24 protein-coding genes and 2 tRNA genes are annotated in these 26,201 nt (G+C 60.0%); 12 read left to right on the forward strand and 14 right to left on the reverse strand.

The window, feature by feature from the left end; translation table 11 throughout:
* Positions 1 to 151: 151 nt before the first annotated feature.
* From ABNT42_RS01800 to cysS, 7 genes are all read right to left on the reverse strand, one after another.
* Positions 152 to 502 (reverse strand): metalloregulator ArsR/SmtB family transcription factor, encoded by a 351-nt coding sequence (locus ABNT42_RS01800; protein WP_348693222.1) that lies wholly within the window; start codon positions 500 to 502, stop codon positions 152 to 154.
* A gap of 324 nt (positions 503 to 826) precedes the next feature.
* A tRNA-Ser gene (locus ABNT42_RS01805) sits at positions 827 to 919 on the reverse strand.
* 112 nt (positions 920 to 1,031) lie between these two features.
* Positions 1,032 to 2,279 (reverse strand): aspartate kinase, encoded by a 1,248-nt coding sequence (locus ABNT42_RS01810; protein WP_348693224.1) that lies wholly within the window; start codon positions 2,277 to 2,279, stop codon positions 1,032 to 1,034.
* Between the two features lie 144 nt (positions 2,280 to 2,423).
* The gene (tilS, locus tag ABNT42_RS01815) at positions 2,424 to 3,839 is read right to left on the reverse strand and encodes a tRNA lysidine(34) synthetase TilS (protein ID WP_348693227.1); all 1,416 of its coding nucleotides are present in this window, start codon (positions 3,837 to 3,839) and stop codon (positions 2,424 to 2,426) included.
* A 62-nt stretch (positions 3,840 to 3,901) separates the two neighbouring features.
* The gene (locus ABNT42_RS01820) at positions 3,902 to 4,876 is read right to left on the reverse strand and encodes an acetyl-CoA carboxylase carboxyltransferase subunit alpha (RefSeq protein WP_155433718.1); all 975 of its coding nucleotides are present in this window, start codon (positions 4,874 to 4,876) and stop codon (positions 3,902 to 3,904) included.
* Between the two features lie 76 nt (positions 4,877 to 4,952).
* Positions 4,953 to 5,609, reverse strand: coding sequence for a DNA-3-methyladenine glycosylase 2 family protein (locus ABNT42_RS01825; RefSeq protein ID WP_348693230.1), 657 nt, complete (start codon positions 5,607 to 5,609; stop codon positions 4,953 to 4,955).
* Positions 5,609 to 7,000 carry a cysteine--tRNA ligase gene (gene cysS, locus ABNT42_RS01830; RefSeq protein ID WP_348693232.1) on the reverse strand — a complete coding sequence of 464 codons (1,392 nt, stop codon included), beginning with the start codon at positions 6,998 to 7,000 and terminating at the stop codon, positions 5,609 to 5,611. The genes ABNT42_RS01825 and cysS overlap by 1 nt, the downstream gene beginning before the upstream one ends.
* A gap of 183 nt (positions 7,001 to 7,183) precedes the next feature.
* Here cysS and ABNT42_RS01835 point away from each other — a divergent pair, with 183 nt between their 5' ends.
* Genes ABNT42_RS01835 through ABNT42_RS01845 form a run of 3 tightly spaced genes read left to right on the forward strand, consistent with a single transcriptional unit; the run spans position 7,184 to position 9,144 of the window.
* Positions 7,184 to 7,804, forward strand: coding sequence for a peptidylprolyl isomerase (locus ABNT42_RS01835; protein ID WP_348693235.1), 621 nt, complete (start codon positions 7,184 to 7,186; stop codon positions 7,802 to 7,804).
* 40 nt (positions 7,805 to 7,844) lie between these two features.
* On the forward strand, positions 7,845 to 8,339 hold the full coding sequence (locus ABNT42_RS01840) for a peptidylprolyl isomerase (RefSeq protein ID WP_155433714.1): 495 nt from the start codon (positions 7,845 to 7,847) through the stop codon (positions 8,337 to 8,339).
* 28 nt (positions 8,340 to 8,367) lie between these two features.
* Complete coding sequence (locus ABNT42_RS01845; protein ID WP_348693238.1) at positions 8,368 to 9,144, forward strand: UDP-2,3-diacylglucosamine diphosphatase; 777 nt, start codon at positions 8,368 to 8,370, stop codon at positions 9,142 to 9,144.
* Between the two features lie 2 nt (positions 9,145 to 9,146).
* Here ABNT42_RS01845 and ABNT42_RS01850 read toward each other — a convergent pair whose 3' ends face one another.
* Positions 9,147 to 9,899, reverse strand: a complete 753-nt coding sequence (locus ABNT42_RS01850; RefSeq protein ID WP_348693241.1) for a tetratricopeptide repeat protein — start codon at positions 9,897 to 9,899, stop codon at positions 9,147 to 9,149.
* Between the two features lie 202 nt (positions 9,900 to 10,101).
* On the opposite strand from ABNT42_RS01850, the gene ABNT42_RS01855 reads away from it, so the two are divergent.
* Both ABNT42_RS01855 and ABNT42_RS01860 read left to right on the forward strand, forming a co-directional pair.
* Positions 10,102 to 11,634: a DUF1800 domain-containing protein gene (locus tag ABNT42_RS01855; protein WP_348693243.1), complete on the forward strand. Its 1,533-nt coding sequence runs from the start codon at positions 10,102 to 10,104 to the stop codon at positions 11,632 to 11,634.
* Between the two features lie 9 nt (positions 11,635 to 11,643).
* Positions 11,644 to 13,032: a DUF1501 domain-containing protein gene (locus ABNT42_RS01860; RefSeq protein ID WP_348693246.1), complete on the forward strand. Its 1,389-nt coding sequence runs from the start codon at positions 11,644 to 11,646 to the stop codon at positions 13,030 to 13,032.
* Between the two features lie 21 nt (positions 13,033 to 13,053).
* Here ABNT42_RS01860 and ABNT42_RS01865 read toward each other — a convergent pair whose 3' ends face one another.
* Complete coding sequence (locus tag ABNT42_RS01865) at positions 13,054 to 13,614, reverse strand: DUF1439 domain-containing protein (RefSeq protein WP_348693249.1); 561 nt, start codon at positions 13,612 to 13,614, stop codon at positions 13,054 to 13,056.
* 148 nt (positions 13,615 to 13,762) lie between these two features.
* Here ABNT42_RS01865 and ABNT42_RS01870 point away from each other — a divergent pair, with 148 nt between their 5' ends.
* The 3 genes from ABNT42_RS01870 to ABNT42_RS01880 are packed head-to-tail and all read left to right on the forward strand — an operon-like array spanning position 13,763 to position 15,944.
* The gene (locus ABNT42_RS01870; RefSeq protein WP_348693252.1) at positions 13,763 to 14,140 is read left to right on the forward strand and encodes a GntR family transcriptional regulator; all 378 of its coding nucleotides are present in this window, start codon (positions 13,763 to 13,765) and stop codon (positions 14,138 to 14,140) included.
* Positions 14,137 to 14,994: an ABC transporter ATP-binding protein gene (locus ABNT42_RS01875; RefSeq protein ID WP_348693255.1), complete on the forward strand. Its 858-nt coding sequence runs from the start codon at positions 14,137 to 14,139 to the stop codon at positions 14,992 to 14,994. Before ABNT42_RS01870 ends, ABNT42_RS01875 begins: the two co-directional genes overlap by 4 nt.
* Complete coding sequence (locus ABNT42_RS01880) at positions 14,991 to 15,944, forward strand: hypothetical protein (RefSeq protein ID WP_348693257.1); 954 nt, start codon at positions 14,991 to 14,993, stop codon at positions 15,942 to 15,944. Before ABNT42_RS01875 ends, ABNT42_RS01880 begins: the two co-directional genes overlap by 4 nt.
* A gap of 69 nt (positions 15,945 to 16,013) precedes the next feature.
* Here the strand turns inward: ABNT42_RS01880 and ABNT42_RS01885 are convergent, their stop codons facing one another.
* Positions 16,014 to 18,347, reverse strand: a complete 2,334-nt coding sequence (locus ABNT42_RS01885; protein ID WP_348693260.1) for a hypothetical protein — start codon at positions 18,345 to 18,347, stop codon at positions 16,014 to 16,016.
* A 187-nt stretch (positions 18,348 to 18,534) separates the two neighbouring features.
* Between ABNT42_RS01885 and ABNT42_RS01890 the strand changes: the two genes are divergently transcribed.
* The 3 genes from ABNT42_RS01890 to ABNT42_RS01900 are packed head-to-tail and all read left to right on the forward strand — an operon-like array spanning position 18,535 to position 20,901.
* On the forward strand, positions 18,535 to 19,317 hold the full coding sequence (locus ABNT42_RS01890; protein WP_348693263.1) for an ABC transporter substrate-binding protein: 783 nt from the start codon (positions 18,535 to 18,537) through the stop codon (positions 19,315 to 19,317).
* A complete protein-coding gene (locus ABNT42_RS01895; RefSeq protein ID WP_348693266.1) occupies positions 19,314 to 20,462 on the forward strand; it encodes a hypothetical protein in 1,149 nt (382 codons plus the stop codon). Before ABNT42_RS01890 ends, ABNT42_RS01895 begins: the two co-directional genes overlap by 4 nt.
* A 10-nt stretch (positions 20,463 to 20,472) precedes the next feature.
* A complete protein-coding gene (locus tag ABNT42_RS01900; RefSeq protein ID WP_348693269.1) occupies positions 20,473 to 20,901 on the forward strand; it encodes a phosphate ABC transporter substrate-binding protein in 429 nt (142 codons plus the stop codon).
* A 17-nt stretch (positions 20,902 to 20,918) separates the two neighbouring features.
* On the opposite strand, the gene ABNT42_RS01905 is transcribed toward ABNT42_RS01900, so the two are convergent.
* The 4 genes from ABNT42_RS01905 to rnr all read right to left on the reverse strand — a co-directional run bounded on the left by ABNT42_RS01905 (position 20,919) and on the right by rnr (position 25,753).
* Positions 20,919 to 21,596, reverse strand: a complete 678-nt coding sequence (locus tag ABNT42_RS01905; protein WP_348693272.1) for a YceH family protein — start codon at positions 21,594 to 21,596, stop codon at positions 20,919 to 20,921.
* Positions 21,597 to 21,606: 10 nt separating this feature from the next.
* Positions 21,607 to 22,347, reverse strand: coding sequence for a serine O-acetyltransferase (cysE, locus tag ABNT42_RS01910; protein ID WP_348693275.1), 741 nt, complete (start codon positions 22,345 to 22,347; stop codon positions 21,607 to 21,609).
* 142 nt (positions 22,348 to 22,489) lie between these two features.
* The gene (gene rlmB / locus ABNT42_RS01915) at positions 22,490 to 23,233 is read right to left on the reverse strand and encodes a 23S rRNA (guanosine(2251)-2'-O)-methyltransferase RlmB (protein WP_155433700.1); all 744 of its coding nucleotides are present in this window, start codon (positions 23,231 to 23,233) and stop codon (positions 22,490 to 22,492) included.
* A 3-nt stretch (positions 23,234 to 23,236) separates the two neighbouring features.
* Positions 23,237 to 25,753, reverse strand: coding sequence for a ribonuclease R (gene rnr / locus ABNT42_RS01920; protein ID WP_348693278.1), 2,517 nt, complete (start codon positions 25,751 to 25,753; stop codon positions 23,237 to 23,239).
* Positions 25,754 to 26,097: 344 nt separating this feature from the next.
* On the opposite strand from rnr, the gene ABNT42_RS01925 reads away from it, so the two are divergent.
* Positions 26,098 to 26,182, forward strand: a tRNA-Leu gene (locus tag ABNT42_RS01925).
* The last annotated feature ends 19 nt before the right edge of the window (positions 26,183 to 26,201 follow it).

Genomic DNA, 26,201 nt, shown 5'->3' on the forward strand with positions numbered 1-26,201 from the left:
TCAATTAACAGAGAGAGATGCACAAGCAGTTTCGCTGATGCAATGCAGCAATTGTGGAGAGATACAGACACTTGCGCCCGACACGCAGGCGCACGGGGGGCATACCGGCTAGTACAACGTGCCGGCGCGACGCTTTACTACAGGGGAAAGACTAGCGCAGTTCGACGGCGGGATAGCTGGCGCCGGGCAAGGCAGCCGGCAGCGCGCCATCCATCTCGATATCCATGCCCAGCCGTTTGGCCATTTCATTGCAAACACCCTGACACATGGCCAGCGTCTTCTGATCTTCGATGCGGTAGAACACTTGCGTGCCCTCTTTCCGGCGCGCCAGAATTTTGGCCCGATATAGCATATTGATCTGACGTGAAACATTCGCCTGGGTCGACTCGACGAACTGCACAATCTCACCCACCGGCTTTTCACCCTTGCAGATGGCATTGATGATTTTCAGACGAGTAGGCTCGCACAGCAGCGAAAAATACGCAGCCAGTTCTTCAAACAATATCTCTCGTTGCTCTTTACTTAGGTTCTCGTTCACGAAACATGTCCTGCATGATTACTTAGCGATAGAGTTGATTATAGTAGAGAACTTCGGAAGTTTCCCGCACGAAGCAAACGTTTTCGAGGGTAATGAATCAACTTCGCACTGCGACCGATAGTGAAAGTGTTTGCTAGGCCTATCCCTCATAGGGAGACGCCATCAGGTGCGCGAACATGCGTGATACCTATTGGCGACACAAATTTTCCAGACAAAAACAAAAAAACCCGCAGCTTCATAGCTAGCGGGCTTCTTTGATTGTTAAAGATTCTCTCTAACAAAGGGTTCTGGCGGAGACGGTGGGATTCGAACCCACGATACAGGTTTTGCCCGTATGCTTCCTTAGCAGGGAAGTGCCTTCGGCCACTCGGCCACGTCTCCTAGTCGATTACTCAACTATGTCTGCTTTGCTAACTGCGCTACAGCAGACGACCGCCATAGTATAGACCGCACTGGGTTTGGTCAAGGCTACTAGGCGAATTTTTTGAAAAAATTATGCTTTTTCCAGTTCGAAGGCTTTGTGCAGTGCGCGCACAGCCAGTTCCATGTATTTCTCGTCGATCAGCACCGAGATCTTGATCTCCGAAGTCGAGATCATCATGATGTTGATGCCCTCTTCCGACAGGGTACGGAACATCTGCGATGCTACGCCCACGTGGCTGCGCATGCCCACGCCCACCACCGAGATCTTCGACACTTTGGCATCGCCAGTGATGCTGGCTGCGCCCAGTTCGGCCTTGGTGCTGTTCAGCACGTCCACAGCGCGCTGGTAGTCATTGCGCGAAACGGTGAAGGTGAAATCGGTTTTACCGTCAACCGACTGATTCTGTATGATCATGTCGACTTCGATATTGGCATCGGCCACCGGGCCCAGAATGTGGTAGGCCACGCCCGGACGATCCGGTACGCCCAGCACGGTGATTTTGGCCTCATCGCGGTTAAACGCGATACCGGAGATGACTGCTTGTTCCATGTTTGTATCTTCCTCAAACGAAATCAGGGTACCCGAGTTAGCTTCGACTTCGATGTCCAGCATAGGGTCGGTCAGTGACGACAGCACGCGGGTCGGCACACGATAGTTACCGGCGAATTCCACCGAACGGGTCTGCAGGACTTTCGAGCCCAGCGACGCCAGTTCCAGCATCTCTTCGAAGGTAATCGCCTTCAGGCGGCGCGCTTCCGAAACCACGCGCGGGTCGGTGGTGTAGACGCCGTCGACGTCGGTGAAGATCAGGCACTCGTCGGCCTTCATTGCGGCCGCAATCGCCACCGCCGAAGTATCCGAACCACCGCGACCCAGCGTCGAGATGTTGCCACCTTCGTCAACGCCCTGGAAGCCGGTGATGATGACGATCTTGCCGTCATCCAGATCACGGTTCACCTTCTCGTTGTCGATCGATTGAATACGGGCTTTAGTGAAAGCGGAATCAGTTTTAATCGCCACTTGCCAGCCGGCGTAGGACACCGCCTTCTTGCCAATAGCCAGCAGGGCCATCGACAGCAGGCCCACCGACACCTGTTCGCCGGTCGAGGCGATCATGTCGAGTTCACGTGGGTCAGGCTGCTCTTGAATTTCTTTTGCCAGCGCGATCAGGCGATTGGTTTCGCCGGACATAGCCGAAGGCACCACAACAATGCGGTGACCTGCGTCATGCCACTTGGCGACACGCCGCGCCACGTTCTTGATACGTTCCGTCGAACCCATCGACGTACCGCCGTATTTGTGCACGATTAAAGCCATAACAGTGAGTTTTTCCGCTCAAATAAAGGTAAATGGAACCCTAAACTCTACATGCCGCACTGCAAAATAACAAGTCAAAAAACAGATAAAGTCATACCGAATAAGCATATCTACATACAAAATTCGGCAGAAACAGACAAATGTCTATACTGCTTGCCAGCGCAGACGGATGCGATCAGTGCCTGTAGTCAACTTATTGCAGTCCATGCCTATGCCTGCCGCGAATAGCAACTGTTGCGGCGCACTCACAACGGGCAGACGGCCCCGTTCCCACGCGGGGATATTCAGGGCCTGATAGTGGTATTTGATGCCCCGCGTAGGCCGGTTCTCGGCCAGTTTCAGGCGCTCACCACCGCGGCGGAACTCGATCACCAGCTTTTGCTGCTGCAGCCATTGCGGGTCCAGCCCCTGCTCTGCCCGCTCGAAATGCAGCACGCCGCCATACGCCGGAAACGCCAGTTCGGTTTCGCCATTCCAGTTAAACGTGGTGCCGGGCGACTGGTCGAATTGATCTTCCCGCTCCCCTTCCAGTGGCTCCAGCTTGGGCGTCAGATATAAGCGGTCACGATGACGGCGCACATGGCAGTCCGGATGGGTCACCAGCAACTGGGCGTCGTAACGCGCTTCCAGCAACTGGGTCAGCATTTCGCTCAGCCATGCGGAACTCGGCATGCGCAACTGACGTACTTTGAACCAGTGGCGCAGCAGATTGGCGCAACGATCGGCGCTCAGGCCGCGCAGCTTGGCCACATCGAGGCTATCGCCCTCCAGACACTGGGCCAGATCCTGTTCGGCCAGTTCGGTCAGCAGGCGCTGGGCAGACTGTGCGTGCTGGGCGCTGCGCGCAAAGCGTTCCTGAAAACCGGGGAAGGCTGCATCCAGCGCCGGCATCACCTTGTGGCGCAGGGCATTGCGGGCAAAGCGCGCATCGTCATTCGATTCGTCGTGAATATGGGTAATCTGCTGCGCTGCCACATAAGCATCCAGCTGTTTGCGTGCAACGGGTAGCAATGGACGCGCCATTACAAGCGCCGGATTAGCCAGCAATTCCGGTGCCGCATTGGCCGCATCCATGCCGGACAGGCCAGCCGTACCGGAACCGCGCAGCAGCTGCAGCAGCACGGTTTCAGCCTGATCGTCGAGGTGGTGCGCGGTCAGCAGCAGACGCACATCGTGGCGCGCGCACAGGCCGCCTAAAGCCGCGTAGCGCACCTTGCGGGCGGCCGCTTCCGTGCCGGTCTTACCCTGCTCCGTCAGTTGCACGCGCTGTGCCTCGAACGTCACGCCCAGTGCAGCGCAGGCCTGTTCGCAATGGGCCAGCCAGTGATCCGCATTCGGGCTCAGGCCATGGTGGATGTGAAATGCAAACAGTTGTATGCCATGCTCGCGCGCATAGCCGTGCGCCAGATGCAGCAAGGCGGACGAATCGAGCCCGCCGCTGAGCGCGACCGCCATGCGCGGACTCGCCACAGCGCCATCGTCAGCCTCTACGCGCGCCAGTGCGGCGCTGGTGGCCTGAGCAAAGATGCTGCTCAGGGTAGGAATCTGTTGCTTCTTCAATGCCTGCTCCAAAAATGCAAATCGGGGGCAGCGCCCCCGACTCTTGTTGATGCCGCGCCCGCTTATTCCTGCGGCGTGGTCTCTTTGAACTTACCGTAGCTCATCAGCTTCTCGTGACGGGCTTCCAGCAGATCCTTGGTCTTCATGCCGTGGAACTGGCGCAGCGAATCAGCCAGCGCGCGCTTCAGCAGCGTGGCCATCTGTTTCGGATCGCGGTGTGCGCCGCCCAGCGGCTCATTGACGATCTTGTCGATCAGGCCCATGGCTTTCAGGCGGTGTGCCGTCAGGCCCAGCGCTTCGGCCGCATCGGCCGCACGCTCCGAGGTCTTCCACAGAATCGAAGCGCAGCCTTCCGGCGAGATCACCGAGTAGGTGGCGTATTGCAGCATCAGCACGGCATCGCCCACGGCAATTGCCAGCGCACCGCCGGAACCGCCTTCACCGATGATGGTGGCGATCAGCGGTACTTTCAGTTCGGCCATCACATACAGATTGTGACCGATGGCTTCCGACTGGCCACGCTCTTCCGCGTCGATGCCGGGGAATGCGCCCGGGGTATCCACAAAGGTGAAGATAGGGATGCCGAATTTTTCAGCCAGCTTCATCAGGCGCATGGCTTTGCGATAGCCCTCAGGCTTAGGCATGCCGAAGTTGCGCATCGCGCGTTCTTTGGTGTCGCGGCCCTTCTGGTGGCCGATGACCATACAGGCCTGACCGTTGAAACGGGCCAGACCGCCGACCACGGACAGGTCGTCCGCATAGGTGCGGTCGCCGTGCAGTTCGTGGAAGTCGGTGAAGATTTCGTTCACATAGTCCATGGTGTATGGACGCTGCGGATGGCGCGCAATCTGCGCTACCTGCCAAGGGGTCAGCTTGGCGTAGATATCCTTGGTCAGTTGCTGGCTCTTTTTGGCCAGACGGTCGATCTCCTCAGAGATGTCGACAGCCGAATCGTCCTGGACGAAACGCAGTTCTTCGATTTTGCCATCAAGTTCGGCGATCGGTTGCTCAAAGTTGAGGAAAGTCGTTTTGGTCATTGTACCTCCGTGTTTATTCTCCGCCGTGGGGTCTTGCAGACAAGCATGATAAGACCTCGCTCAGCGATTAGAGTATCTATTCTACAGCAAGCGGATCGAGACTACGCCATAAATACCATGTCGCCACCGTGCGCCATGGCTCCCAGTTGGCGGAAACTTCGCGTGCATCGCTGCGCGAAACCGGCTCGCCGGAGAAGTAATTCTGGCTGATGCCCTGAATCAGACCGGGGTCGTCGAGGGGCAGAACATTAGGCCGCAGCAGGTTAAAAATCAAAAACATCTCGGCCGTCCAGCGGCCGATGCCGCGGATCTGGGTCAGTTCCGCGATCACTGCTTCATCGTCCATCTGGTCCCACTGGGCAGTATGGACGCGCTTGTTTTTGAAGTGGTCGGCCAGATCAAGGATGTACTCGGTCTTGCGCTTGGACAAACCGCAAGCAGCCACCTGCTCGGCGCCCGCCTTGATGATCTGGGCCGGCGTGCATTTCGGGCTCAGCAGCAAAAGCTTGGCCCAGGCCGCTTCGGCCACCTTGGCCGTGACCTGCTGCCCTACAACAGAACGGGCCAAGGTCGTGAACGGGTCGCTATGGCCGACCAGACACAGGTCGCCAAATTGCGGAATCAGCTTTTTCATGATGCGGTCACGCTTCATGAGCTCGATTTTGGCCTGCTCCCAGTACGGCGGTACTGCCGTGACCGGGCCTGCGCCCCCGTTATCCTTGGCCGTGACCATTATGCGCGGCGCCAGTTAGTCGTGCCGTCAGGCTTGTCTTCGAGGATGATGCCTGCGGCCAGCAGTTCGGCACGAATCCGGTCGGATTCGGCGAAATTGCGGGCTTTCTTGGCCGCAGCACGCTGGGCGATCGCTTCGGCAATCGCCGCATCGCCCGCGCCACTGGCCTCGCCTACCGAGGCCTGCAGGAAGGCCTGCGGGCTGCGTTGCAGCAGGCCCAGCACACCGGCCAGCGCTTTCAGCTGGGCGGCTACGCGTGGCGATTTCGACTTGTTCAACTCGGTCGCCAGCTCGAACAGGGCCGCCACTGCCAGCGGCGTGTTGAAGTCGTCGTCCATCGCTTCGGCGAAACGGCGGGCCTGTTCGCCCTGCCAGTCCAGCGCCGAACCATCGTCCGCCACGCCGTCCAGCGCCGTGTACAGACGGGTCAGTGCACCGCGCGCGTCATCAAGGTGGGCATCCGAGTAGTTAAGCGGGCTACGGTAGTGGGCGCGCAGAATGAAGAAGCGCACCACTTCGGCGTCATACTTCTTCAGCACGTCACGTATGGTGAAGAAGTTGCCCAGCGATTTGGACATCTTCTCGTTATCGACGCGCACAAAGCCGTTATGCACCCAGTAGTTTACTGGTGGGCGGCCAAACGCGCCTTCCGACTGGGCAATCTCGTTTTCGTGGTGGGGGAACTGCAGGTCGGCACCGCCGCCATGGATATCGAAATGTTCACCGAGCAGCGCCGAGCACATGGCCGAGCATTCGATGTGCCAGCCGGGACGGCCCTTACCCCACTTGGAGTCCCACTTCACTTCTTCCGGTTCGGATTCTTTTGACGCTTTCCACAGCACGAAGTCGAGCGGATCGCGCTTGCCCGTATTGACATCCACCCGCTCGCCGGCGCGCAGATCATCGAGCGATTTGCCGGACAAACGGCCATAGTTATGGAAGTTACGTACGGAATAATTCACGTCACCATCTTCGCCCTGATAGGCCAGATCCTTGGCTTCCAGCTTTTCGATCAGCGCCAGCATCTGTGGCACATACTGGGTGGCGCGTGGCACCAGCGTAGGCGGCAGTATGCCCAGCGCCTGGGTATCTTCATCCATATACTGGGTGAAGCGGGTCGTCAGCTGCGAAATGGTTTCGCCGTTCTCTACGGCGCGCTTGATGATCTTGTCATCGATATCGGTGATGTTACGGGCGTAGGTCACCTCGTAGCCGGAGGCCATCAGCCAGCGGTACATCACGTCGAACGCCATCATCATGCGGGCATGGCCGATGTGGCAGTAATCATAGATGGTCATGCCGCATACATACATGCGGACTTTGCCAGCTTCTATCGGTACGAAAGTCTGCTTGTCACGCGCTAGCGTGTTGTAAATCTTTAAATTGCTCATCGGCTCTTGCTATGTTCTCTTTATCGGCGCGACCGGCAGGTACACCCGTTTAATCTTTCCACTCCGAAGGAGTAGAATGGGCAAGTATAGCATTGATAAAAACGGCATAGTCCCGATATGCCTTATGATTTTTTGGCAATTCGTTCTACACAACACCGCCTATAACTAGACAAGGAAGTAACAATGCAAGTATCCCAGCCTACCCTGTTCGGCAAACTGATGTCCCTGTTCGCAGGTGTGGCCCTGTCCGGCGCCGCACTGGCCGCCACGCCAGCGGCCTCGCCAACGACGCCGCAGGTGGAAATCAAGACCACCATGGGCGATATCGTGGTGGAACTGAACGGTGAAAAAGCCCCGAAAACGGTGGACAACTTCATCACCTATGTGAAGGCAGGTTTCTATAAAGGCACGATTTTCCACCGCGTCATCGATGGCTTCATGATTCAAGGTGGCGGCTTCGATGAGAAACTGGTGCAGAAAAAAACCAACAAACCCGTACCCATCGAGTCGCAGAACGGCTTGACCAATAACACCTACACCATCGCCATGGCACGTACCGGTGATCCCAACTCGGCCACCTCGCAATTCTTCATCAATGTGGCCGATAACGACGCGCTCAACTATCCGGGCCGCGACGGCTTCGGCTACACCGTGTTCGGTAAAGTGGTGAAGGGTCAGGAAGTGGTCGACCGCATCAAAGCCGTGCTGGTAGACGACAAAGGCAGCTTCCAGAATATCCCTGTGGTACCGGTCGTCATCAAGTCGGCCACAATTTTAAAGACGCCTATCGCGCCGAAACAGTAAAATAGCGCCCTCAGCATCATTGTTCACTCAGGATAAACACATGACCAACGTAATCATCACCACCAATCTGGGCAACATCACCGTTGAACTGAACGCGGAAAAAGCCCCTAAAACCGTTGCTAACTTCCTCGCCTACATGGAAGCCGGCCACTACAGCAACACCATCTTCCACCGCGTAATCGACGGTTTCATGATCCAGGGCGGCGGTTTCGAGCCAGGCATGAAGCAGAAGCCAACCGAAACCACGGTAGAGAACGAAGCCAAGAACGGCCTGAAAAACGAACCGTACACGCTGGCCATGGCCCGTACTTCGGCACCGCACTCGGCTTCGGCACAGTTCTTCATCAACGTGAAAAACAACAGCTTCCTCGACTACCCAGGTCAGGACGGCTGGGGCTACGCTGTGTTCGGTAAAGTTACCGCCGGCACCGAAGTGGTCGACCAGATTAAGAAAGTCAAAACCACCCGCGCCGGCATGTTCGCTGACGTACCAGTGGAAGACATCATCATCGAGAAAATCGAACTGGCTGCCTAATCTCATAGGCTGACAAGTCGGATTCCGTATGACGACTCACAACACGCGCGCCGGCCAGACCGGCGCGCTGTTTATCTCCGATCTGCATCTGCAGGCCGGCCACCCCGCCACCACGGCGGCGTTCTTCCGTTTTCTGGAGGAACAGGCACGGCACACGCAACAACTCTACCTGCTGGGCGACCTGTTCGAATACTGGGCCGGTGACGACGACCTGCAGGACCCTTACCATCAACAGATTATTACTGCCCTGCGCGCCCTGAGCGACGCCGGTGTGACGATCTACTGGATTGCTGGCAACCGCGATTTCCTCGTCGGTGCCGAATTTGCGCAAGCGGCTGGCGTGACGCTGCTGGCCGAACCCCATGTGGCGACCATCGCCGGTCAGCGCGTGGTGCTACTGCATGGCGACGCCCAGTGCACCGAAGACACCCAGTACATGGCCTTCCGCGCCATGGTGCGCCAGCCCGCGTGGCAGCAGCAGTTCCTCGCCACTCCGCTGGCGCGGCGCAAAGCCATCATTGCCGGCATGCGCGAAAGCAGCCGCAAGGATCAGGGCGCAAAAAGCTATGAAATCATGGATGTGACACCGGCCGCGATTGCCGCCGTGTTTGCCGATACCTCGTGCGACGTGATGATTCATGGCCATACCCACCGCCCGGCCCTGCACAGCGCGCACGGCCAGCGCCGTTACGTGCTGCCGGACTGGGAACCGGAAGCCTCGCCGCCACGCGGTGGCTGGATCGCCATCAGTCTCGATGGCGTGATCACGCGCCATCGCCTCGATGGCACGCAAGTAAGCGACTAGCCTTAGCGCGGCAGCGCGGCCATGGCTGCCTGCAGGCGACGGATCAGTTCCTGATTCATCTCGCGTGTGTGGCGGTTCCAGCGATCCATCGTGCGCTGCAGTTCTGCATGCAACTGGCGCGCTTTGTCTGCATCACCCTGCCCTGCGGCCCAGATCGCATACTCGGCCTGCGTGGCAAAACTGTTGTAGCGCTGCAGCGCATAATCGAACTCGGCGCCTGCTTCGCTGGCACGGCCAGCCGCTGCCAAAGCCTGCGCCAGTAACAGCGCCACCTGCTCGCCACGGAAATTCGCATCACTGCTACGGATAGTCTGCAGATGCGTCACGGCGGCCGCCGCATTGCCCGCCGCCAGACTGGCGCGCGCGGCGCCGAAACGGATTTCCAGATCGCCCGCGAACGGCCCCTGCAGACAAGCTTCATAGCTGGCTGCCGCTTCGGCAGCCGCGCCTGCGGCCAGTTGGGCTGCGGCCAGCCGCATCTGGTTCTGCGCCGTCGGCGTGAAATCGTAGGCCTCGCGTGCTTCGCGCAGTTCACGCCCCGGGTCCATGGCACGCGCAGCTACGGCGACGGCCTGGCGCGCGCCATGGTGCAGCTTAGAGTCCGGCAGGTAGATGGCAATGAAATACACCACGCTGCCCAGCAAGGGAAACATAAACAATATCATCAGCCAGTACAGCTGCTGACCGCTACGGATCACATGCACGGCAAAAAACAGTGCAATCAGCACATGCAGTCCCACACCAAATATCGTCATGACGCTTGCTCTCCTCTAGGCGAATCTGGCGCATTGTAAAAGTGTTTGCCTACGCCCACAAGAAAACTTGCCAGTTATTTAAGCCTCTCGCTGTGCTAGGTAACGGCACGTTACAAAAAACCGGTGGCGGGCTGAGGCAAATAGGAATAAATTACCATAAAGCAATATAAAGCAAAGCCATCTCCCACCAGAGGACACCGCCATGCCCACACCCACTGCCAACGCCGCGTCGCGTTTTCTCGCGCAAGCGTCCATGGGCGCCAGCCGCGCCGACATCAGCCGCGTTCAAGCTCTGGGCTTTGCCGCATGGATCGAGGAACAACTGGCCGCACCGCGCTCCGGCACCCGCTGGGACTGGCTAGTAGAGAAGGGCTATAGCAACGCCAGCTTCCGCAACTCCGAACAGGGCTTCGATGCCTGCGCGTGGCGCAAGCTGATCAGCGCACCGGATACCTTGCGCCAGCGCGTTACACTGGCGCTATCGGAAATCTGCGTAGTGGCTATCAGCGGGCTGGTCGGCGCGCCGTGGCGCAGCTTCTCCGCCGCTGCCTATCTCGATCTGCTGGAAGAACACGCTTTCGGCAACTATCGCAACCTGCTGCTGGCCATTTCCACCAGCGCGCCCATGGGCCAGTACCTGACCTTCCGCGGCAACGTCAAGCAGAACCCCAGCACCGGCGCCCTGCCGGACGAGAACTATGCGCGCGAGATCATGCAGTTGTTCAGCATCGGCCTGATCCAGCTGAATCTGGACGGCACGCCCAAACTGCTCAATGGCAATCCGCAGGAAACCTATGGCCTGAGCGACATCACGGGACTGGCACGGGTCTTCACGGGCTGGGACTTCGATCTGAACGGCACCACCAAGGACACCCCGGACTTCCTGCGCCGCCCCATGCAGCAGATTGCACGGCGCCACGAGACGGGTGCTTCCAGCTTCCTTGGCAGCACCGTACCAGCCGGCATGGCCGGTGCCGATGCACTCAGACTCGCCATCGATATCATCTATGCCCACCCGAATGTGGCACCATTTATCAGCCGCCAGCTGATCCAGAAGCTAGTCACCAGCAATCCCTCGCCTGCCTATGTGGCACGCGTGGCCAGCGTTTTCAACAACGATGGCCGTGGCGTCAAAGGCAATCTGGCCGCCGTCGTCAAAGCCCTGCTGCTCGATCCGGAAGCCCGCAACGAAAGCTATATCAACGCCAGCTACGGCAAACTGCGCGAGCCCATCCTGCGCCTGACCGGCTGGGCGCGCGCCTACCACGTCAGCTCGGCCAGCGATGGCTGGGCCATAGGCAACACTAGCGATGCCGCCACGCGGCTAGGCCAGAGCCCGCTGCGCTCGCCCTCCGTGTTCAATTTCTACCGGCCCGGCTACGTCCCGCCGAATAGCGCGATTGCCAAGCTGGGGCTGGTGGCGCCGGAATTCCAGCTCACCAATGAATCGTCCGTGGTGGGCTACGTCAACTTCATGCAGCGCCTGATCAGCCGTGGTATTGGCGATGTGCTGCCCGACTACAGCAGCCTGCTGCCGCTCGCCGCCAACGCGCAGGTTCTACTGGCCGAAATCAATCAGGTACTGGCGGCAGGCCAGCTAGGCAGCGCCACACTGGGGCTGATCCGCGGCGCGCTCGACACCATGCCAGCGAATAGCCCGGCCGCCTTAAACAACCGCATCTACGCCGCGCTGACCATGGTCATGGCCGCGCCCGAATACCTGATCCAGCAATAAGGGGCTGCCATGACAACCGATACTTCCCGCCGCGCCTTCCTGCAACGTGCTTCCGCGCTAGCCATCAGCGGCGTGGCCTCGCCGCTGGCCATCAATCTGGCCGCCATGGCGGAAGCCTCGGCCGCCACGGCGAGCGACTACAAGGCCATCGTCTGCGTGTTCCTATACGGCGGTAACGACTACGCCAACACGCTGGTGCCTTACGACGCCAGCAGCTTCAATAGCTATTTCAACCTGCGGCCAAATCTGGCCTACCAGCGCAGCGCACTGGCCAGCACCGTGCTGAGTACGGCCAACGCACCGGTGGACGTCAACGGCGTGGCGCATCAATACGCCTTGGCGCCAGAGCTGGCGCCGCTCATGCCCATCTACAACGCCGGCAAAATGGGCGTGCTGCTCAACGTAGGCACGCTAGTGCAGCCGACTACCAAACAGCAGTTCGCCAACAAATCCGTGCCGCTGCCATCCAAGCTGTTCTCGCATAATGACCAGCAATCGGAATGGCAATCATCCATGCCGGAAGGCGCTTCGACGGGCTGGGGCGGCATGCTGGGCGACCTGTTCGCCTCCGGCAATGGCAACGCCACCTTCACCTGCGTGAATGTCTCCGGCAATGCGGTGTTCCTTGCCGGTAAGCAGGCGGTCCAATATCAGGTGTCCACCAGCGGCTCGGTGCCATTCGCCGCCCTGCAAAAACCGCTGTTCGGTTCGGCCTCCTGCAGTAGTGCGTTGCAGACCCTGATGACGCAAGCCCAGCCGCACTTGATGCAGTCCGACTATGCCCGCATTACCCAGCGCGCAATAGCCGCCAATGAGGTGCTGACTTCAGCGCTGGCCGGCAGTAGCGCGCTCAACACGCCCTACCCTACCGGCAATAGCCTGGCCGACCAGCTCAAGATGGTGGCCCGCATGATTGCTGCCGCACCGGCACTGGGCGCCAAACGGCAAGTGTTCTTTGTCTCGTTGGGCGGTTTCGATACCCACGATGGGTTGGTCACCCAGCATCCCGTGCTGATGAAAAGCGTGGCCGATGCGGTAGCGGCCTTCTACCAGAGCACGGTGGAACTGGGTGTGTCGAATCAGGTCACCACCTTCACTGCGTCCGACTTCGGTCGCACCCTGAGCGGCAACAACGACGGCTCCGATCATGGCTGGGGCAGCATGCACTTCATGCTGGGCGGCGCCGTCAAAGGCGGGCGCTATTATGGTACGGCGCCCGTGGTGGCAGCCGATGGGCCGGACGATGTGGGTCAGGGTCGCCTGCTGCCCACCACCTCGATTGCCCAGTACGCAGCCACGCTGGGTAGCTGGATGGGTGTATCGAATAGCGACCTGCTGGCCATGCTGCCATCGCTGGGCAACTTCAACGCCAGCAGCCGCAATCTGGGCTTCCTCTAGCGCCTACTTGGCCTACCCGGCCTACTGGGCCGGCTGCACATTGGCCACCAGCGCACCGGGACGGGTGCTAATGCCGGTCAGCACAAACTGCACGCCGCCATAGCGTAGCTCGTCGGGCCGGAAGGTGTGCACCGGCACATCGCGCAGCGACGATTCGGCCAGCAGGTTGGCCACGCTGGCCACCTGATTCTGTTTGCCCTCATCCATGCCGCGCATGGCAAAGCGGTCTACATGGGCATCGCTCAGGTAGACCGTGTTACGCGCCGTATCCACTTTCAGCCGCCCCGACAGCACCATCGTGCCCTGCCAGTTCTGGCGCGCCAGCAAAGGCGTCACCTGCACATCAAGCGAGAGCGACACTCGATCATTTTCCGCCATGATGGCCAGTTGTGGATGGCTCAGCTCCAGTTCCAGCACGCCCAGCACACGCTGGTGCACGGGGAATTTACGGTCCAGATTCTGCTGCAGTTTAGTCTGCGGCAATTCCACCTGACGGGGCCCGATCAGGGTGGCACAGGCGGCCAGCGTGGCGCCGCAGATCAGGGCTGCGCCCCAGCGGGAAAAACGGGTGTATGCGCTCATACAGATACCGGTAAGTCGATCGAGCTGCCATTATGCCAGCACCCCGGCCCGCACCCTGCCCTTGTAAAAATTGCTTGCAAATTTAAAATCTAGTGTTATAGTTCACTACAACACCACTCCATCAACACACAGCAAGAGGACTACATGTATGTCTGCGATAGGCTGGAATGACAATGCGCCGATTTATCGGCAACTCAAGGAGCGGGTTGTGGGCATGATGCTGGACGGCGTACTCAAGCCGGGCGACGCCCTGCCATCAGTAAGGCAGATCGCCGCCGAATATCAACTCAACCCGATTACGGTTTCACGCGCCTACCAGGAACTGGTAGACGAAACGCTGGTAGAAAAAAGAAGGGGACTAGGTATGTATGTGACTGAAGGCGCCCGCGACAAATTGCTGGCCACGGAACGTGAACGCTTCCTGCGCGAAGACTGGCCCGCCATGCTGGAACGCATCCGCAGGCTGGGGCTCGATGCCGCCACCCTGCTGCAGGCACCGGCTACTGGTACGGGAGCCGCATCATGAGCGCCATCATCACTGCCAGCGGCCTGCACAAGCAGTACGGCAAGCGCACCGCCATCGACCAGCTCAGCTTCACTATCGAAGCGGGCCGCATCGTCGGTCTGATCGGCCCTAACGGTTCCGGCAAGACCACCACGCTCAAAGCCATTCTCGGCCTGACCAGCTTCGACGGCGAGCTATCGGTGCTGGGCATGGACCCGCGCACGCAGCGCGACGCGCTGATGAACGACGTCTGCTTCATCGCCGACGTGGCGATCCTGCCCAAGTGGCTGAAGGTAAAACAGGCGCTCGATTTCGTCGAAGGCGTACATCCCCGCTTCGACCGCAGCAAGGCGGAAAAATATCTGGCCCAGACCAAGCTCGATCCCGAGATGAAGGTCAAAGCCATGTCCAAAGGCATGGTGGTGCAACTGCATCTGGCGCTGGTGATGGCCATCGACGCGCGCCTGCTGGTGCTGGACGAGCCCACGCTGGGGCTGGACATCCTGTACCGCAAGCAGTTCTACCAGCACCTGCTGGAAGACTACTTCGACGAGAACAAGACTATCCTGATCACTACCCACCAGATCGAGGAAGTCGAACATATCCTCAGCGATCTGATGTTCATCCGTGACGGCAAGATCGCCCTCACCGCCTCGATGGACGAAGTCTCGGAACGCTACACGGAAGTGATGGTAGAAGCGGCCAGCATTCCGGCTGCACAGGCACTGCAGCCTATCCACCAGCGTGCCGTATTCGGCAAAAGCATCATGCTGTTCGACGGCGTACCGCGCGCACAGCTGGCTAATCTGGGCGAACTGCGCACACCGGCACTGGCCGATCTGTTCGTCGCCACCATGAAAGGAACCTACGCATGAACACCATGAAATGGCTACTCAAGCGCGAAATGTGGGAAAACAAGGGCATGCTGCTGTGGACACCTATCGTAGTGGCGGCCGTAGTAGCGATACTGGCCATCACCTCGATTTTCCTCGGCAAGAATGCCAGCTTCGCCGAAGCGCAGGAAGCCTTCACGATCGGCACCATTACCATCGAAGGCAAGGCCCGCACGGTAATGATCGATACCATCGCACAGGGCTACATCATGGCCGCCCTGCCGGTGCTGGCCCTACTCAGCCTGCTGGTGTTCTTCTACTGCCTAGGCGCCCTGCATGACGAACGACGCGACCGCAGCCTGCTGTTCTGGAAATCGCTGCCCGTTTCCGATACGGCCACGGTGGCCTCCAAAGCCATCCTCGCACTGGTGGTGGCACCGCTGATCACCATGCTGGTAGCCATCGTGCTGGCATTGTCGATACTGGTGGCGGGCTGCGTGCTGCTGCTCAGCCACGGCACCAATCTGTTCGGCGGCCTGCTGCTCAGCCCCGACCTGTATCTGTCGCCACTGCGCCTGCTGTCGCTGCTGCCCGTCTACATCCTGTGGGCCTTGCCTACCGTGGGATGGCTGCTGATGGTATCGAGCATGGCACGCTCCAAAGTGTTCCTGTGGGCCGTGGGCACGCCCGTCATCACCTCGCTGCTGCTGATGTGGGCCGACCGCATACTGCATTTAGGGCTGGATGCAGCGTGGTTCACCGCCAACATCACCAACCGCATCCTGCTGGGCGTGGTGCCCGGTAGCTGGATGGGCTTCGAGATGGACAATGTGCAGCATCACGTCAGCGGCCATCATCTGCCGCCGCTGGAATCGGCCTACTACGCCTCGTGGCACACCCTCACCGGCCCGTCCGTCTGGATTGGCGCTGCTGCCGGTCTGGCCATGCTGGCCATCGCCGTGCGCATGCGTCAGCGCCGCGAAGAAGTCTGATCCCATCGCCCGCTCTAGGCACTGGTAGCGCCACCCGCTACCAGTGCCGCATCTTTGAAGCTCAAGACACTACACTTCCCACTGCATCTTCACGGTCAGCGACTTACGGCTGGTCTCTGGCGCCAGCGTGCGATCGTACGACCAGCCCAGCGACATGCTGCGACCATGGCGCCACAGGTGGCGATACAGCAGCGAACGGTGCACCTGCCGTTCGGCCCATGGCTCCAGCGCCGAGATGCCATCATCCTGCCGCGCCGCGGCGGTGTTCTGCGCCAGCAGCCGCACAGAATCAGCCGCCGTAAAGTGCAGCATGCCTAACGCGCGCCAGCCCCTGTCCACGAAAGCAGGCTTGCCCAGCGTGCCCTGCACCCATGCGCGGTTGAGCCGCACATCCGTCTCCACCGACCAGCCGCGCGTGGCGGCAAACGGTAGCGGCAGGCGCAAGCCCAGATCGACAATCGCATTGCCGCCGCTGCCCACCCGGTCAGCATCGACATCAAGCTGGCGCCCCAGCGTCACTTCCGCATTGAACTTGCTCATCCACGAAAGCGGCGACGATTCGAAGCCGAAATGCACAGCCGGCACATCATGCAGCATGCCCGTACGCTTGCCGCGCTGCTGATCGAAGCCGAGGTTGGCCCACAGATTGGTCTGCCGTCCGGCGCGGAACCAGATGCCCGGCTGCAGCTTGCGCTCGACGATCTGATTCGCCGGCTGGCCCAGTTGCGTATCCGCTAGCGTGCGGGTTTCATTGAGGCCCAGATGCGCTTCAAATTCGTACAGTTCCAGTTCCGTCCCGGCCAGTGCCAGCGTTTGCGCGCCCAGCCGGCGATTCAGATTCACCGTACTCTTCAGCACACCGGCCTGCGGCACAAAGCCATTGTCATTCACAAAGCCGGGCGAAATTGCTTCCAGCTGAAACTCGTTCCACCAGTGCTCGCTGCTGCTGGTGAATTTACCCAGCGCGTAGCCGCCATAGCGCGTACTAGTTCTTGTGCTCACTGGCTCACTGCCGGCCAGATGCGGCGCGACGAAGCCTGCACTGGTTTGCGACTGCATCAGCAACCACAAGGCCTGCTGGCCGTCACCACGCCACTGGCCATCCACACCGGCCACCTCATTGCTGCCGGCATCACCATAGCCACGCTGCGCCACGAAGGCACCCAGCACCGAATGCTCGCCATGCCAGCGCGTGCGCACCATGCTGGCCAGCGTACGCCGCGTTTGCGCGTATTCTGCCGTCTCGTAGGCGCCGCCGCGCAGCACCACGCCACCCGCCTGATCGCGCAAACTCATGGCCGTGGCATCGGCACCTGCATCACGCCAGGTGGCACGCAAACCCCATTCGGGATCGACCACGGTGCGCGAATAGAACGCCGACAGGGGCAGGCCCAGCACGTCCGCGCTCTCGAGGAAAAAACCGCGCTTTTCCGGCAGGCTGAGGGCAATCCGGCTGGCCCCCGTGGCAGTTGGCTGGTCGATTTCCACCTGCGAGAAATCGGGATTCAGGGTCGCATTGAACACCCAATCGGCGCGCGGGCGGGCATTGATGTCCAGCCCCACGCTGCCACGATTGCTGTGCTGACGGCCGTTCTCGTCGCGGTCGCGGTTGGAGCGCATGGTCAGCTCCGGTTTCAGCTCGATAAAACTGCGGTCACGCACCGCCGCTACCGTATCGCCCATACCGCCCACTTCCTGCAAGGCGGCGATGTGGCTGAGCGAACCATTCTTCAGCGGCGTACTGGTGAGCAGCAGGCCATCCGCATGGGGCACACTACGCTCTATCATCACCTTCCAGACTTTGCCATCCGCGTAGGGGAAGCGCAGGTTGGCCAGCGGCCAGCGCAACTCCATGCTGTAGCCATCCGGCAGGCGCCGCACGGCCACATCGATAGGAAAATCAGGCCCCAGATCCATTTCATCGAGATCGGCCCGGTACATACCGTCACTGAACACGCCCGCAATATTGACGCGCACGAATTGCGCCGCACGGCCGTGGCCCGTGGGGTCTAGCCACACGCCGATGAAATCCTGATCCGGCCCCACTTTGTCGCGCCGCGTGAGCGTGCCCAGCATCTGCTCGGGCGCGTCGTCCCATGCGCGGATGCCGAACACCAGCGCGCCATCTTCGATCAGCAACTGTACCGTGGTGCGCAAATTGGCCGGCGCCAGCTTGCCATCGGCCGGCAGAAACTGGTGGAACGCATCGAACACGGGCGCCGTGCGCCACGCCTCTTCATCAAGCGCGCCATCGATACGCATGCTGCTGCCACGCTCGGCCAGCATGGCTGGTAATGGCGCAAAAGCGGGATTGCGCTGTTCCTGCGCTATGGCCGGCGCGACACCCGCGGTCAACGAGGCGGCCACTGCCGCCGCATGGAATAGTCTGGAAATCGAATGCACTGTCACCCCTGCTGTGAGGGCAGGAGTTTAACTCACAAAGATGCCAAATTTCCAACTATACCGATAGGGGCAGCGCTTGCCCCACCCAGGCAGCAGAATTAAGCAACAGAATTGGCAGGAAAGTTCTTCTAAGCAAGCCAATCTTGTTAGAATGATCGCAACATCGTACTTATGACAAGAAAGTCGTATGCGGCTACCTGTACTGACAGCAGTCTGTCTGGCGCTATTCCAGCTACCGGCCCATGCCGAGCTGGTGCGCGCCTGTGCCGATCAGGCCGAGATGCCGCCGTTTGTCTACGCCGAACGCATCAACGGCAGCAAGAGCAGCAACATCACCGGCGCCAGTGTCGACCTGCTGCGCAGCATTGCCGAACGCAACGGCTGGCAGATCGAAGTGCAGCTGCTGCCATGGGCGCGCTGCATGGCGCAGGTGGCCAGCCAGCAGGTGCAGATTGCCCTCAACATCAGTGCCAGTGACGGTCTGTCCAACGCGCTGCAGACCAGCAGCCCGTACTACACCCTGCACAATGCCTACTACACCTCGCGCCGGGCACGGCCCGCCGGCATCCATCTGGCACGGCTGAGCGAACTGCAGAACTACCACGTATGCGGCATGGGCGGCTACCGTTTCGAAGCTTACGGCATCGCCACCAGTAGCGTCGACCGCGGCACCACCATAGGCTACGAACAGCTGATCAACAAGCTGCATCTGGGCCGCTGCGACTTGTTCATCTCCAACCGCGAAACCATAGCGGGCCAGTATCTGGTCAACCCGCGATTGCGCAGCATGCTGGTCGATGGCACGCTGGTACAGCAGTCGCTGCCCGGCGCCGCCACGCAGGAGCTGTATTTCGGTGTTGCAGCCGATAGTCCGCAAGCGACCGGCCTGCTGCAGAAACTCAATGCAGGACTGAAACGGCTGGAAAAGAACCATACTTTCGAGACCATGCTGGAGCGCTATCTACAATGACTGCCTACTCTGTCCGTCTGGCCGTGCTGGCGCCGGCACTGGTGCTAATGCTGCCGCTGGCTGCTAGCTGCCATGCCGAAGAAGCGACACTGCCGGTGACATTGCCAGCAACGCTGCTGCAGCCCGGCGCCTCGGCACCGGCGGCGCTTTCCCTGAACGGTTTCGGCACATTAGGCTTTGCCCGTTCCAGCGAACGGGGCGCCGATTTCGTGTTCGACAATCTGCAGCCCAAAGGCACGGGGCGCAGCCACGAATGGGCCAATGATGTGGATAGCCGGCTCGGCCTGCAACTGACGGCCAATCTGAATCCCAGCCTGTCGGCCGTGCTGCAAGTCGTCAGCGAATATCGCTGGGATGGCACCTACACGCCCATGGTCAACTGGGCCAACCTGCGCTACGCCATCACGCCGGCACTCAGTGTGCGGGTCGGCCGCATCGGTCTCGATAGCTTCATGGCTTCCGATTCGCGCAAAATCGGCTACAGCAATATCACCGCACGTCCGCCGACCGAGGTGTACCGCCTGCTGGCGCTGCGCGAGAGCGATGGCGTCGATGCTACCTACCGCTACAGCGACAGCAATTTCGTCAATACCGTTTCTATCCTGTACGGTAAACGCACCGTCACCAACACCCGCTCGATCAACGTCCATTCGACTGACGTGGCGGGCATCTTCGAGCGTTTCGAACAAGGCCCGCTAACGGTCCACGCCGCTTACCAGCAGCGCCGCGTGGATAACCAGAACCCGCCGCTGGGCAAGTTCATGTCGCTGGGCGTGGCGTGGGATCCGGGACCGTGGTTCGCTTCGGCCGAATGGGTCAAGGCCATCAACTTCAACGCCAGCAATCTGAAGATCACCCGCGCGGCCTGGTATCTGAATGGCGGGGTACGGGTGGGCGACTTCGCGCCCTATGTCACGCTGTCCGAGTTGCGACCGATTTCCGATACGGGACAAGCACCAGTAGGCCAGCATACCTATGCTGCCGGCGTACGCTGGGATGTACACCGCAACATCGATGTGAAGTTCCAGTGGGATCACCTGCGCCTCAACGACCATTCGTTCGGCACGCTGCAGAACGTGGCACCCGGCACCAAGGCGGGCGGCAAGGTCAACGTCGTCAGCGTACTGACGGATTTCGTGTTCTAGGGAGGCCGCCATGAAAGCCCTGCCTAGCCTGCTCGCCTGCCTGATCTTGCCAGTGCTTCTAGCCCTGCCCGCGCGGGCAGATATCATCGTCATCGTTTCGGCCAAAAATCCCGTACGCAGCCTGAGTAACGAACAGGCGGTCGATCTATTCCTCGGCAAGAATAACGACTTCCCCAACGGCGCCAAAGCCGTGCCGTTAGACCAGAGCGAAGGTGCCGGCATCCGCGACAGCTTCTACCGCAAGACCACGGGCAAAGGCCCGGCCCAGATGAATGCCCACTGGGCACGCATGCTGTTCACTGGCAGGGCGCAGCCGCCAGTGGCGGTGGGCGATAGCGAAGCGGTGAAAAAACTGGTGGCAGCCGATGCCAGCCTGATAGGCTATATCGACCGTGAGGCGCTGGACAGCAGCGTGCGCGCCGTGCTGTCCATCCATTGAAGATATGACGGAAGGGGTTATTCGAACTGGCGCCGGAACTCGGCAAACTGCGCACTGAGCTCCTCGAACTGCTGGCGTAGCTGCTGCACTTCCTGCTCCAGCGCTGCCACGCGGCTGCCCTGCCCGCCCGTGCTGACGGAGCCGCCCAGACTGGCGGCAGTTTCTTCCCGCGCCAACGCTGCTTCACCGGCCAGCAGATGACCGTAACGGGGCTCCTTGGTGCCGGGCGCCAGCGGCAGGCGCGACACCAGCGGCGGATATTTATCGATCAGGAATTGCAGCGCCTGCTCCACATCGGCCACGCTCTTGAATTCGTGCAGACGCCCGCTGCGGTTGCGGATCTCGCCGGCCGTCTGCAAACCACGCAGCATCAGCATGGTGAGCACGGCAAGCTTGTCCTGTTCCAGCGACCACTTGATGCGCATGCGGTGCTCGTACTTGGTGACGCGTGCACCGGCCTGCGTAATGCCGTTCACATACTTGGCCTGCATCAGCCGCTGTAGCACTTCCGCTACCATCTCTTCCGACAGCGACATCACCGGATCGCGGCTCGATAGCTGGTTACAGCCATTCACCAGCGCATTCAGCGACAGCGGATAGTTATCCGGCGTCAGTGCTTCCTTCTCGGCCAGCACCGCCAGCACGCGGATTTCGTAGGGGTCCAGCAGTTCCACCCCGTCAGGCGACATTTCCATCTATACTCCCTTATTCCACCAGCTTGTTGAGCTGATCGGAATTCAATTTATCACATTCGGCCAAGCCCTGACAGTGCAAGCCTGCCGCCTTCAGCGTGGCCAGTATGCGCTCGATCTGCTGCTCCTGCGTGACGGCGTGATTAATCAGCCCATGCAGCGCCTTGCTCAGCGGATCATCGCCATTCGGCGTTACGCCGTAAGCGCTGAACAGCTGCGCGGTGGAACTCAGATTGGTTTCCTTCTGCACGATGTGGGCGGGATTACCCACCGCCGTAGCACCAGCCGGCACAGGCTTGAGCAGCACCGCATTCGAGCCCACCTTGGCATATTCGCCCACCGTGAAAGCGCCCAGCACCTGCGCACCGGCCCCCACAATCACCCCACGCTCCAGCGTAGGATGGCGCTTGGTACCTGTATGCAGCGAAGTCCCCCCCAGCGTCACACCCTGATAGATGGTGCAGTCGTCACCGACAATGGCGGTCTCGCCGATCACCACGCCGAAGCCGTGATCGATGAACACGCGCTGGCCGATCTGCGCGCCGGGGTGGATCTCGATGCCGGTGATGATGCGGGCGATATACGAGATGAAACGGCCCAGCCACTTCATGCCATGATTCCAGCACCAGTAAGCCCAGCGATGCATGACGATGGCATGCAGGCCCGGATAACAGGTCAGCACCTCCCAGGCGTTACGGGCCGCGGGATCGCGTTCGATGATGCTGTTAATGTCTTGGCGCAAACGATGGAACATAGAGAAACCGGAAAATCTACTGAAACGACGATGGTAGCGTATTCAGTGCGAGGTTGCTGGACGGGCTAAAAAACGGGGAGGACGCAGCGGGGAGACGCGGCGGCATCTCCCTCGGAGCGCCGCCGCAAGCAGAACGGGAAGTTTAAGCTTCCTGTGCCATACGCTGACGGCGCGCTTCGTACAGACAGACGCCCGATGCGACGGACACGTTGAGACTTTCGACCGAACCGAACATGGGAATATTCACCAGCACATCGCAGGTTTCGCGCGTCAGGCGGCGCATGCCCTCGCCTTCCGAACCCATCACCAGCGCGCACGGCCCCGTGAAGTCGGCTTCGTACAGGCCTTTATCGCCATCATCGGAAGTACCGATCAGCCAGATGCCGCGGTCTTTGAGTTCGCGCAGCGTACGCGCCAGATTCGTCACGGTGATGTATGGCACGGTTTCGGCAGCGCCGCTGGCCACTTTGGCGGCCGTCGCGTTCAGACCTACTGCGCGGTCTTTCGGCACGATCACCGCGTGTGCACCCACACCATCGGCCACGCGCAGGCAGGCACCCAGATTGTGCGGATCGGTGATACCGTCCAGCACCAGCAGCAGCGGCGGGCCGTCGATGGCATCGAGCAGTTCATCGAGGTTACGCGCCAGCGACAGTTGCGAGGCAAACGCGATCACGCCCTGATGGCGACGGGTGCCGACGATTTTATCGAGACGCGAGGAGTCGACAGGCATCACACGCACGCCGGCAGCTTTGGCGTTGGCCACCAGATCCTGCATACGGCGGTCGGTACGGCCCGCATCGATAAAAATCTCTTCCACGGACGATGCCTCGTGACGCAAACGCGAGGTCACAGCGTGGAAACCAAAAATCATTTTATTCTTCATTGTTTATCGCTTCTTCTTACTTTTTGAGGCAGCTTTGGCTGCCCGGGGTGCCGCCGCAGCACTCGCTCCGGCATGTGTTTTATGGCCACTCTTGGCCTTGCCGTGGGCACCGGCAGCTTTGCCGGCTGGCTTGGCTGGCGCCTTGCCTTTACCCTTGGCGGCTGGTGCAGCGGCGGCCTTGCTGGCCGCCTTGAGCACAATCTTCGGACCGGGACGTGCCGCCGGCACGCTAGGGCCGGGACGCAGATTGGTCTTGTCCGCCTTGGATGGTGCCACAACTTTTTCTGCTGGCGCATCGATACCGGCCAGACGCAGATCGATCTTGCGGCTTTCCAGATCCACCCGCACCACCTGCACGTGCACGCGGTCGGTCAGCTGGAAGGTTTTACCGGTGCGGTCGCCGCGCAGTTCGTGGCGCGCATCGTCGTACTGGAAGAAATCGGCGCCGAGGTCGGTGACGTGCACCATGCCTTCAACAAACAACTGATCCAATTGAACGAAGATGCCGAAGCTGGTCACGCCGGTAATCAGGCCAGTGTATTCCTCGCCCAGCTTATCCTGCATGAAGTAGCACTTGAGCCAGGCTTCCACATCGCGCGACGCTTCGTCGGCACGACGCTCGTTGGCCGAGCAGTGTACGCCCAGCGCATCCCACACCGTCAGGTCGGCGGCTTTCTTTTCCTTGCCTTCGGCCTTGTCCTTGGCCTGCTGCTTGCGGGTGGCATTCGATACACTGGTGTTGAGCACACTGGTATCGGCCACTTTCGGCTCGTATTTCTTGCCCAGCAAAATAGCCTTGATGGCGCGGTGAGTCAGCAGATCCGGATAACGGCGGATCGGACTGGTGAAGTGGGCATACGCCTCATACGCCAGACCGAAGTGGCCGATATTATCTGGGCTGTAGACGGCCTGCTGCATGGAGCGCAGCAGCATGGTCTGCAGCAGCGACGCGTCGGGACGCTCTTTCACCTGCCGCATCAGTTCCGCATAATCGCCGGCCGTCGGCTTGTCGCCGCCGTTCAGATTCAGGCCCACCTGCTTGAGGAAGGTGCGTACCTGTTTGAGCTTTTCCACCGTGGGGCTGGCGTGAATACGGTAAGTGCCCGGATGCTTGTGACGAATCAGCAGATCGGCGGCGCAGACGTTGGCCGTCAGCATGCACTCCTCGATCAGCTTGTGCGCATCGTTGCGGGTACGGGGGATGATCTTCTCGATCTTGCCGGACGGGTTGCAGACGATATAGGTTTCGGTGGTCTCGAAATCGATCGCACCGCGTTCCGTGCGCGCCTTCAGCAGCGCGTGGTACACCTCGTACAGATTCAGCAGGTGCGGCACGATCTGCGGACGGCGCGCCGCTTCCGGTCCCTTGGTGTTACCGAGGATCTCCGCCACTTCCGTGTAGGTCAGACGGGCTGCCGAATGGATAACGGCCGGATAGAACTGGTATGCCTTGATCTCGCCTTTAGCCGTCACCACGGCATCGCACACCAGCGTCAGACGGTCGACCGCAGGATTCAGCGAGCACAGGCCGTTGGACAGCTTCTCCGGCAGCATGGGAATCACACGGCGCGGGAAGTACACCGAGGTGCTACGCTGCAGCGCATCGGCATCGAGCGCATCGTTGGGTTTAACGTAGTGACTCACGTCGGCAATTGCCACGATCAGACGGTAAGCCTTGCTGCGGCCCACCTTGATCGGCTCGCAGTAGACGGCATCGTCGAAATCGCGCGCATCTTCGCCATCAATGGTCACCAGCGGCACATCACGCAGATCGACCCGCTCGCCCCAGTCGGCTTCTTTGACCACATCGGGCAGCTTGTTGGCCTGCTTGAGCGCAGCGTCCGAGAAAATATGCGGCACGCCGAACTTGCGTACAGCGATTTCAATTTCCATGCCGGGATCGTCCAGCGAACCCAGTACTTCCACGATCTTGCCGACCGGCTGCTTGAAGCGCATCGGCTGTTCCGTCAGCTCCACGCTGACCACCTGCCCTACCTTGGCCTTGCCGATAGAGCCTTCCACCAGCACGTCGTGCGCAATGCGCTGATCTTCCGGCGCCACGATCCACGCGCCATTCTCGTTCAGCAGACGGCCGATGATGTGGGTATTTGCGCGCTGCACCACTTCGACGATGGTGCCTTCCTTGCGGCCACGGCGATCCGTGCCAACCACGCGGGCCAGCACACGGTCACCGTGCAGCACTTTCTGCATTTCCTTATCGGGCAGGAACAGATCCTCGCCGGGCTCGTCGGGAATGACAAAGCCGAAGCCATCCTTGTGGCTGCTGACGCGGCCGGCAATAAAGCCCGTTTCCGCCACCAGCGCATAGCGGCCTTTGTCATCGAGATCGAGCTGGCCATCGCGCTGCATAGCGTTCAGGCGGCGCGACAGCACGGCCTGCGCATCGGTGGCGACTTTGAGCGCCTTGGCGACGGCACGCAGATCGAGCGGGCCCTTGGCGCTGCGGAAAATGCCGAGAATATCCTCCCGGCTAGGAATGGTATGGGTAGTGTGATTCAAAAGTATTTCTGTGGTTATATTGACAGTATTCAGAGGGAATCCGGCCTGGCAAATTCATCAGGTGCATATATATGCCATGACGACAGCCGTAGTGTACTTGGAAACGCCCTGAAAGACTAATTTGCCCCCGGCTCCGGCCGGAGGTACTTAAAAAAATTTTTGCGCGAGCCTTTGACAAGCGAAAAATTTCCTCTATAATCTTGGTCTCTTGCAGCGACAACGTTGAAAAACATAGTCAAAGCAGGAACTGCTAGACAGGGTTGATGTGCAGTAAGGAACGAAAGTTCATCTGGCGCGATACTCTCCCCGTCGTTATAATAGCAGAGTTGTTAAGCAGTATCAGTGCCCACGTGGCGGAATTGGTAGACGCGCATGGTTCAGGTCCATGTGCCGCGAGGTGTGGGGGTTCGAGTCCCTCCGTGGGCACCACAGAATTCCGCAAAAAAGC

The organism is Duganella fentianensis, from assembly GCF_964031615.1.
GTDB classification, from domain to species: Bacteria; Pseudomonadota; Gammaproteobacteria; order Burkholderiales; family Burkholderiaceae_D; genus Rugamonas; species Rugamonas fentianensis_A.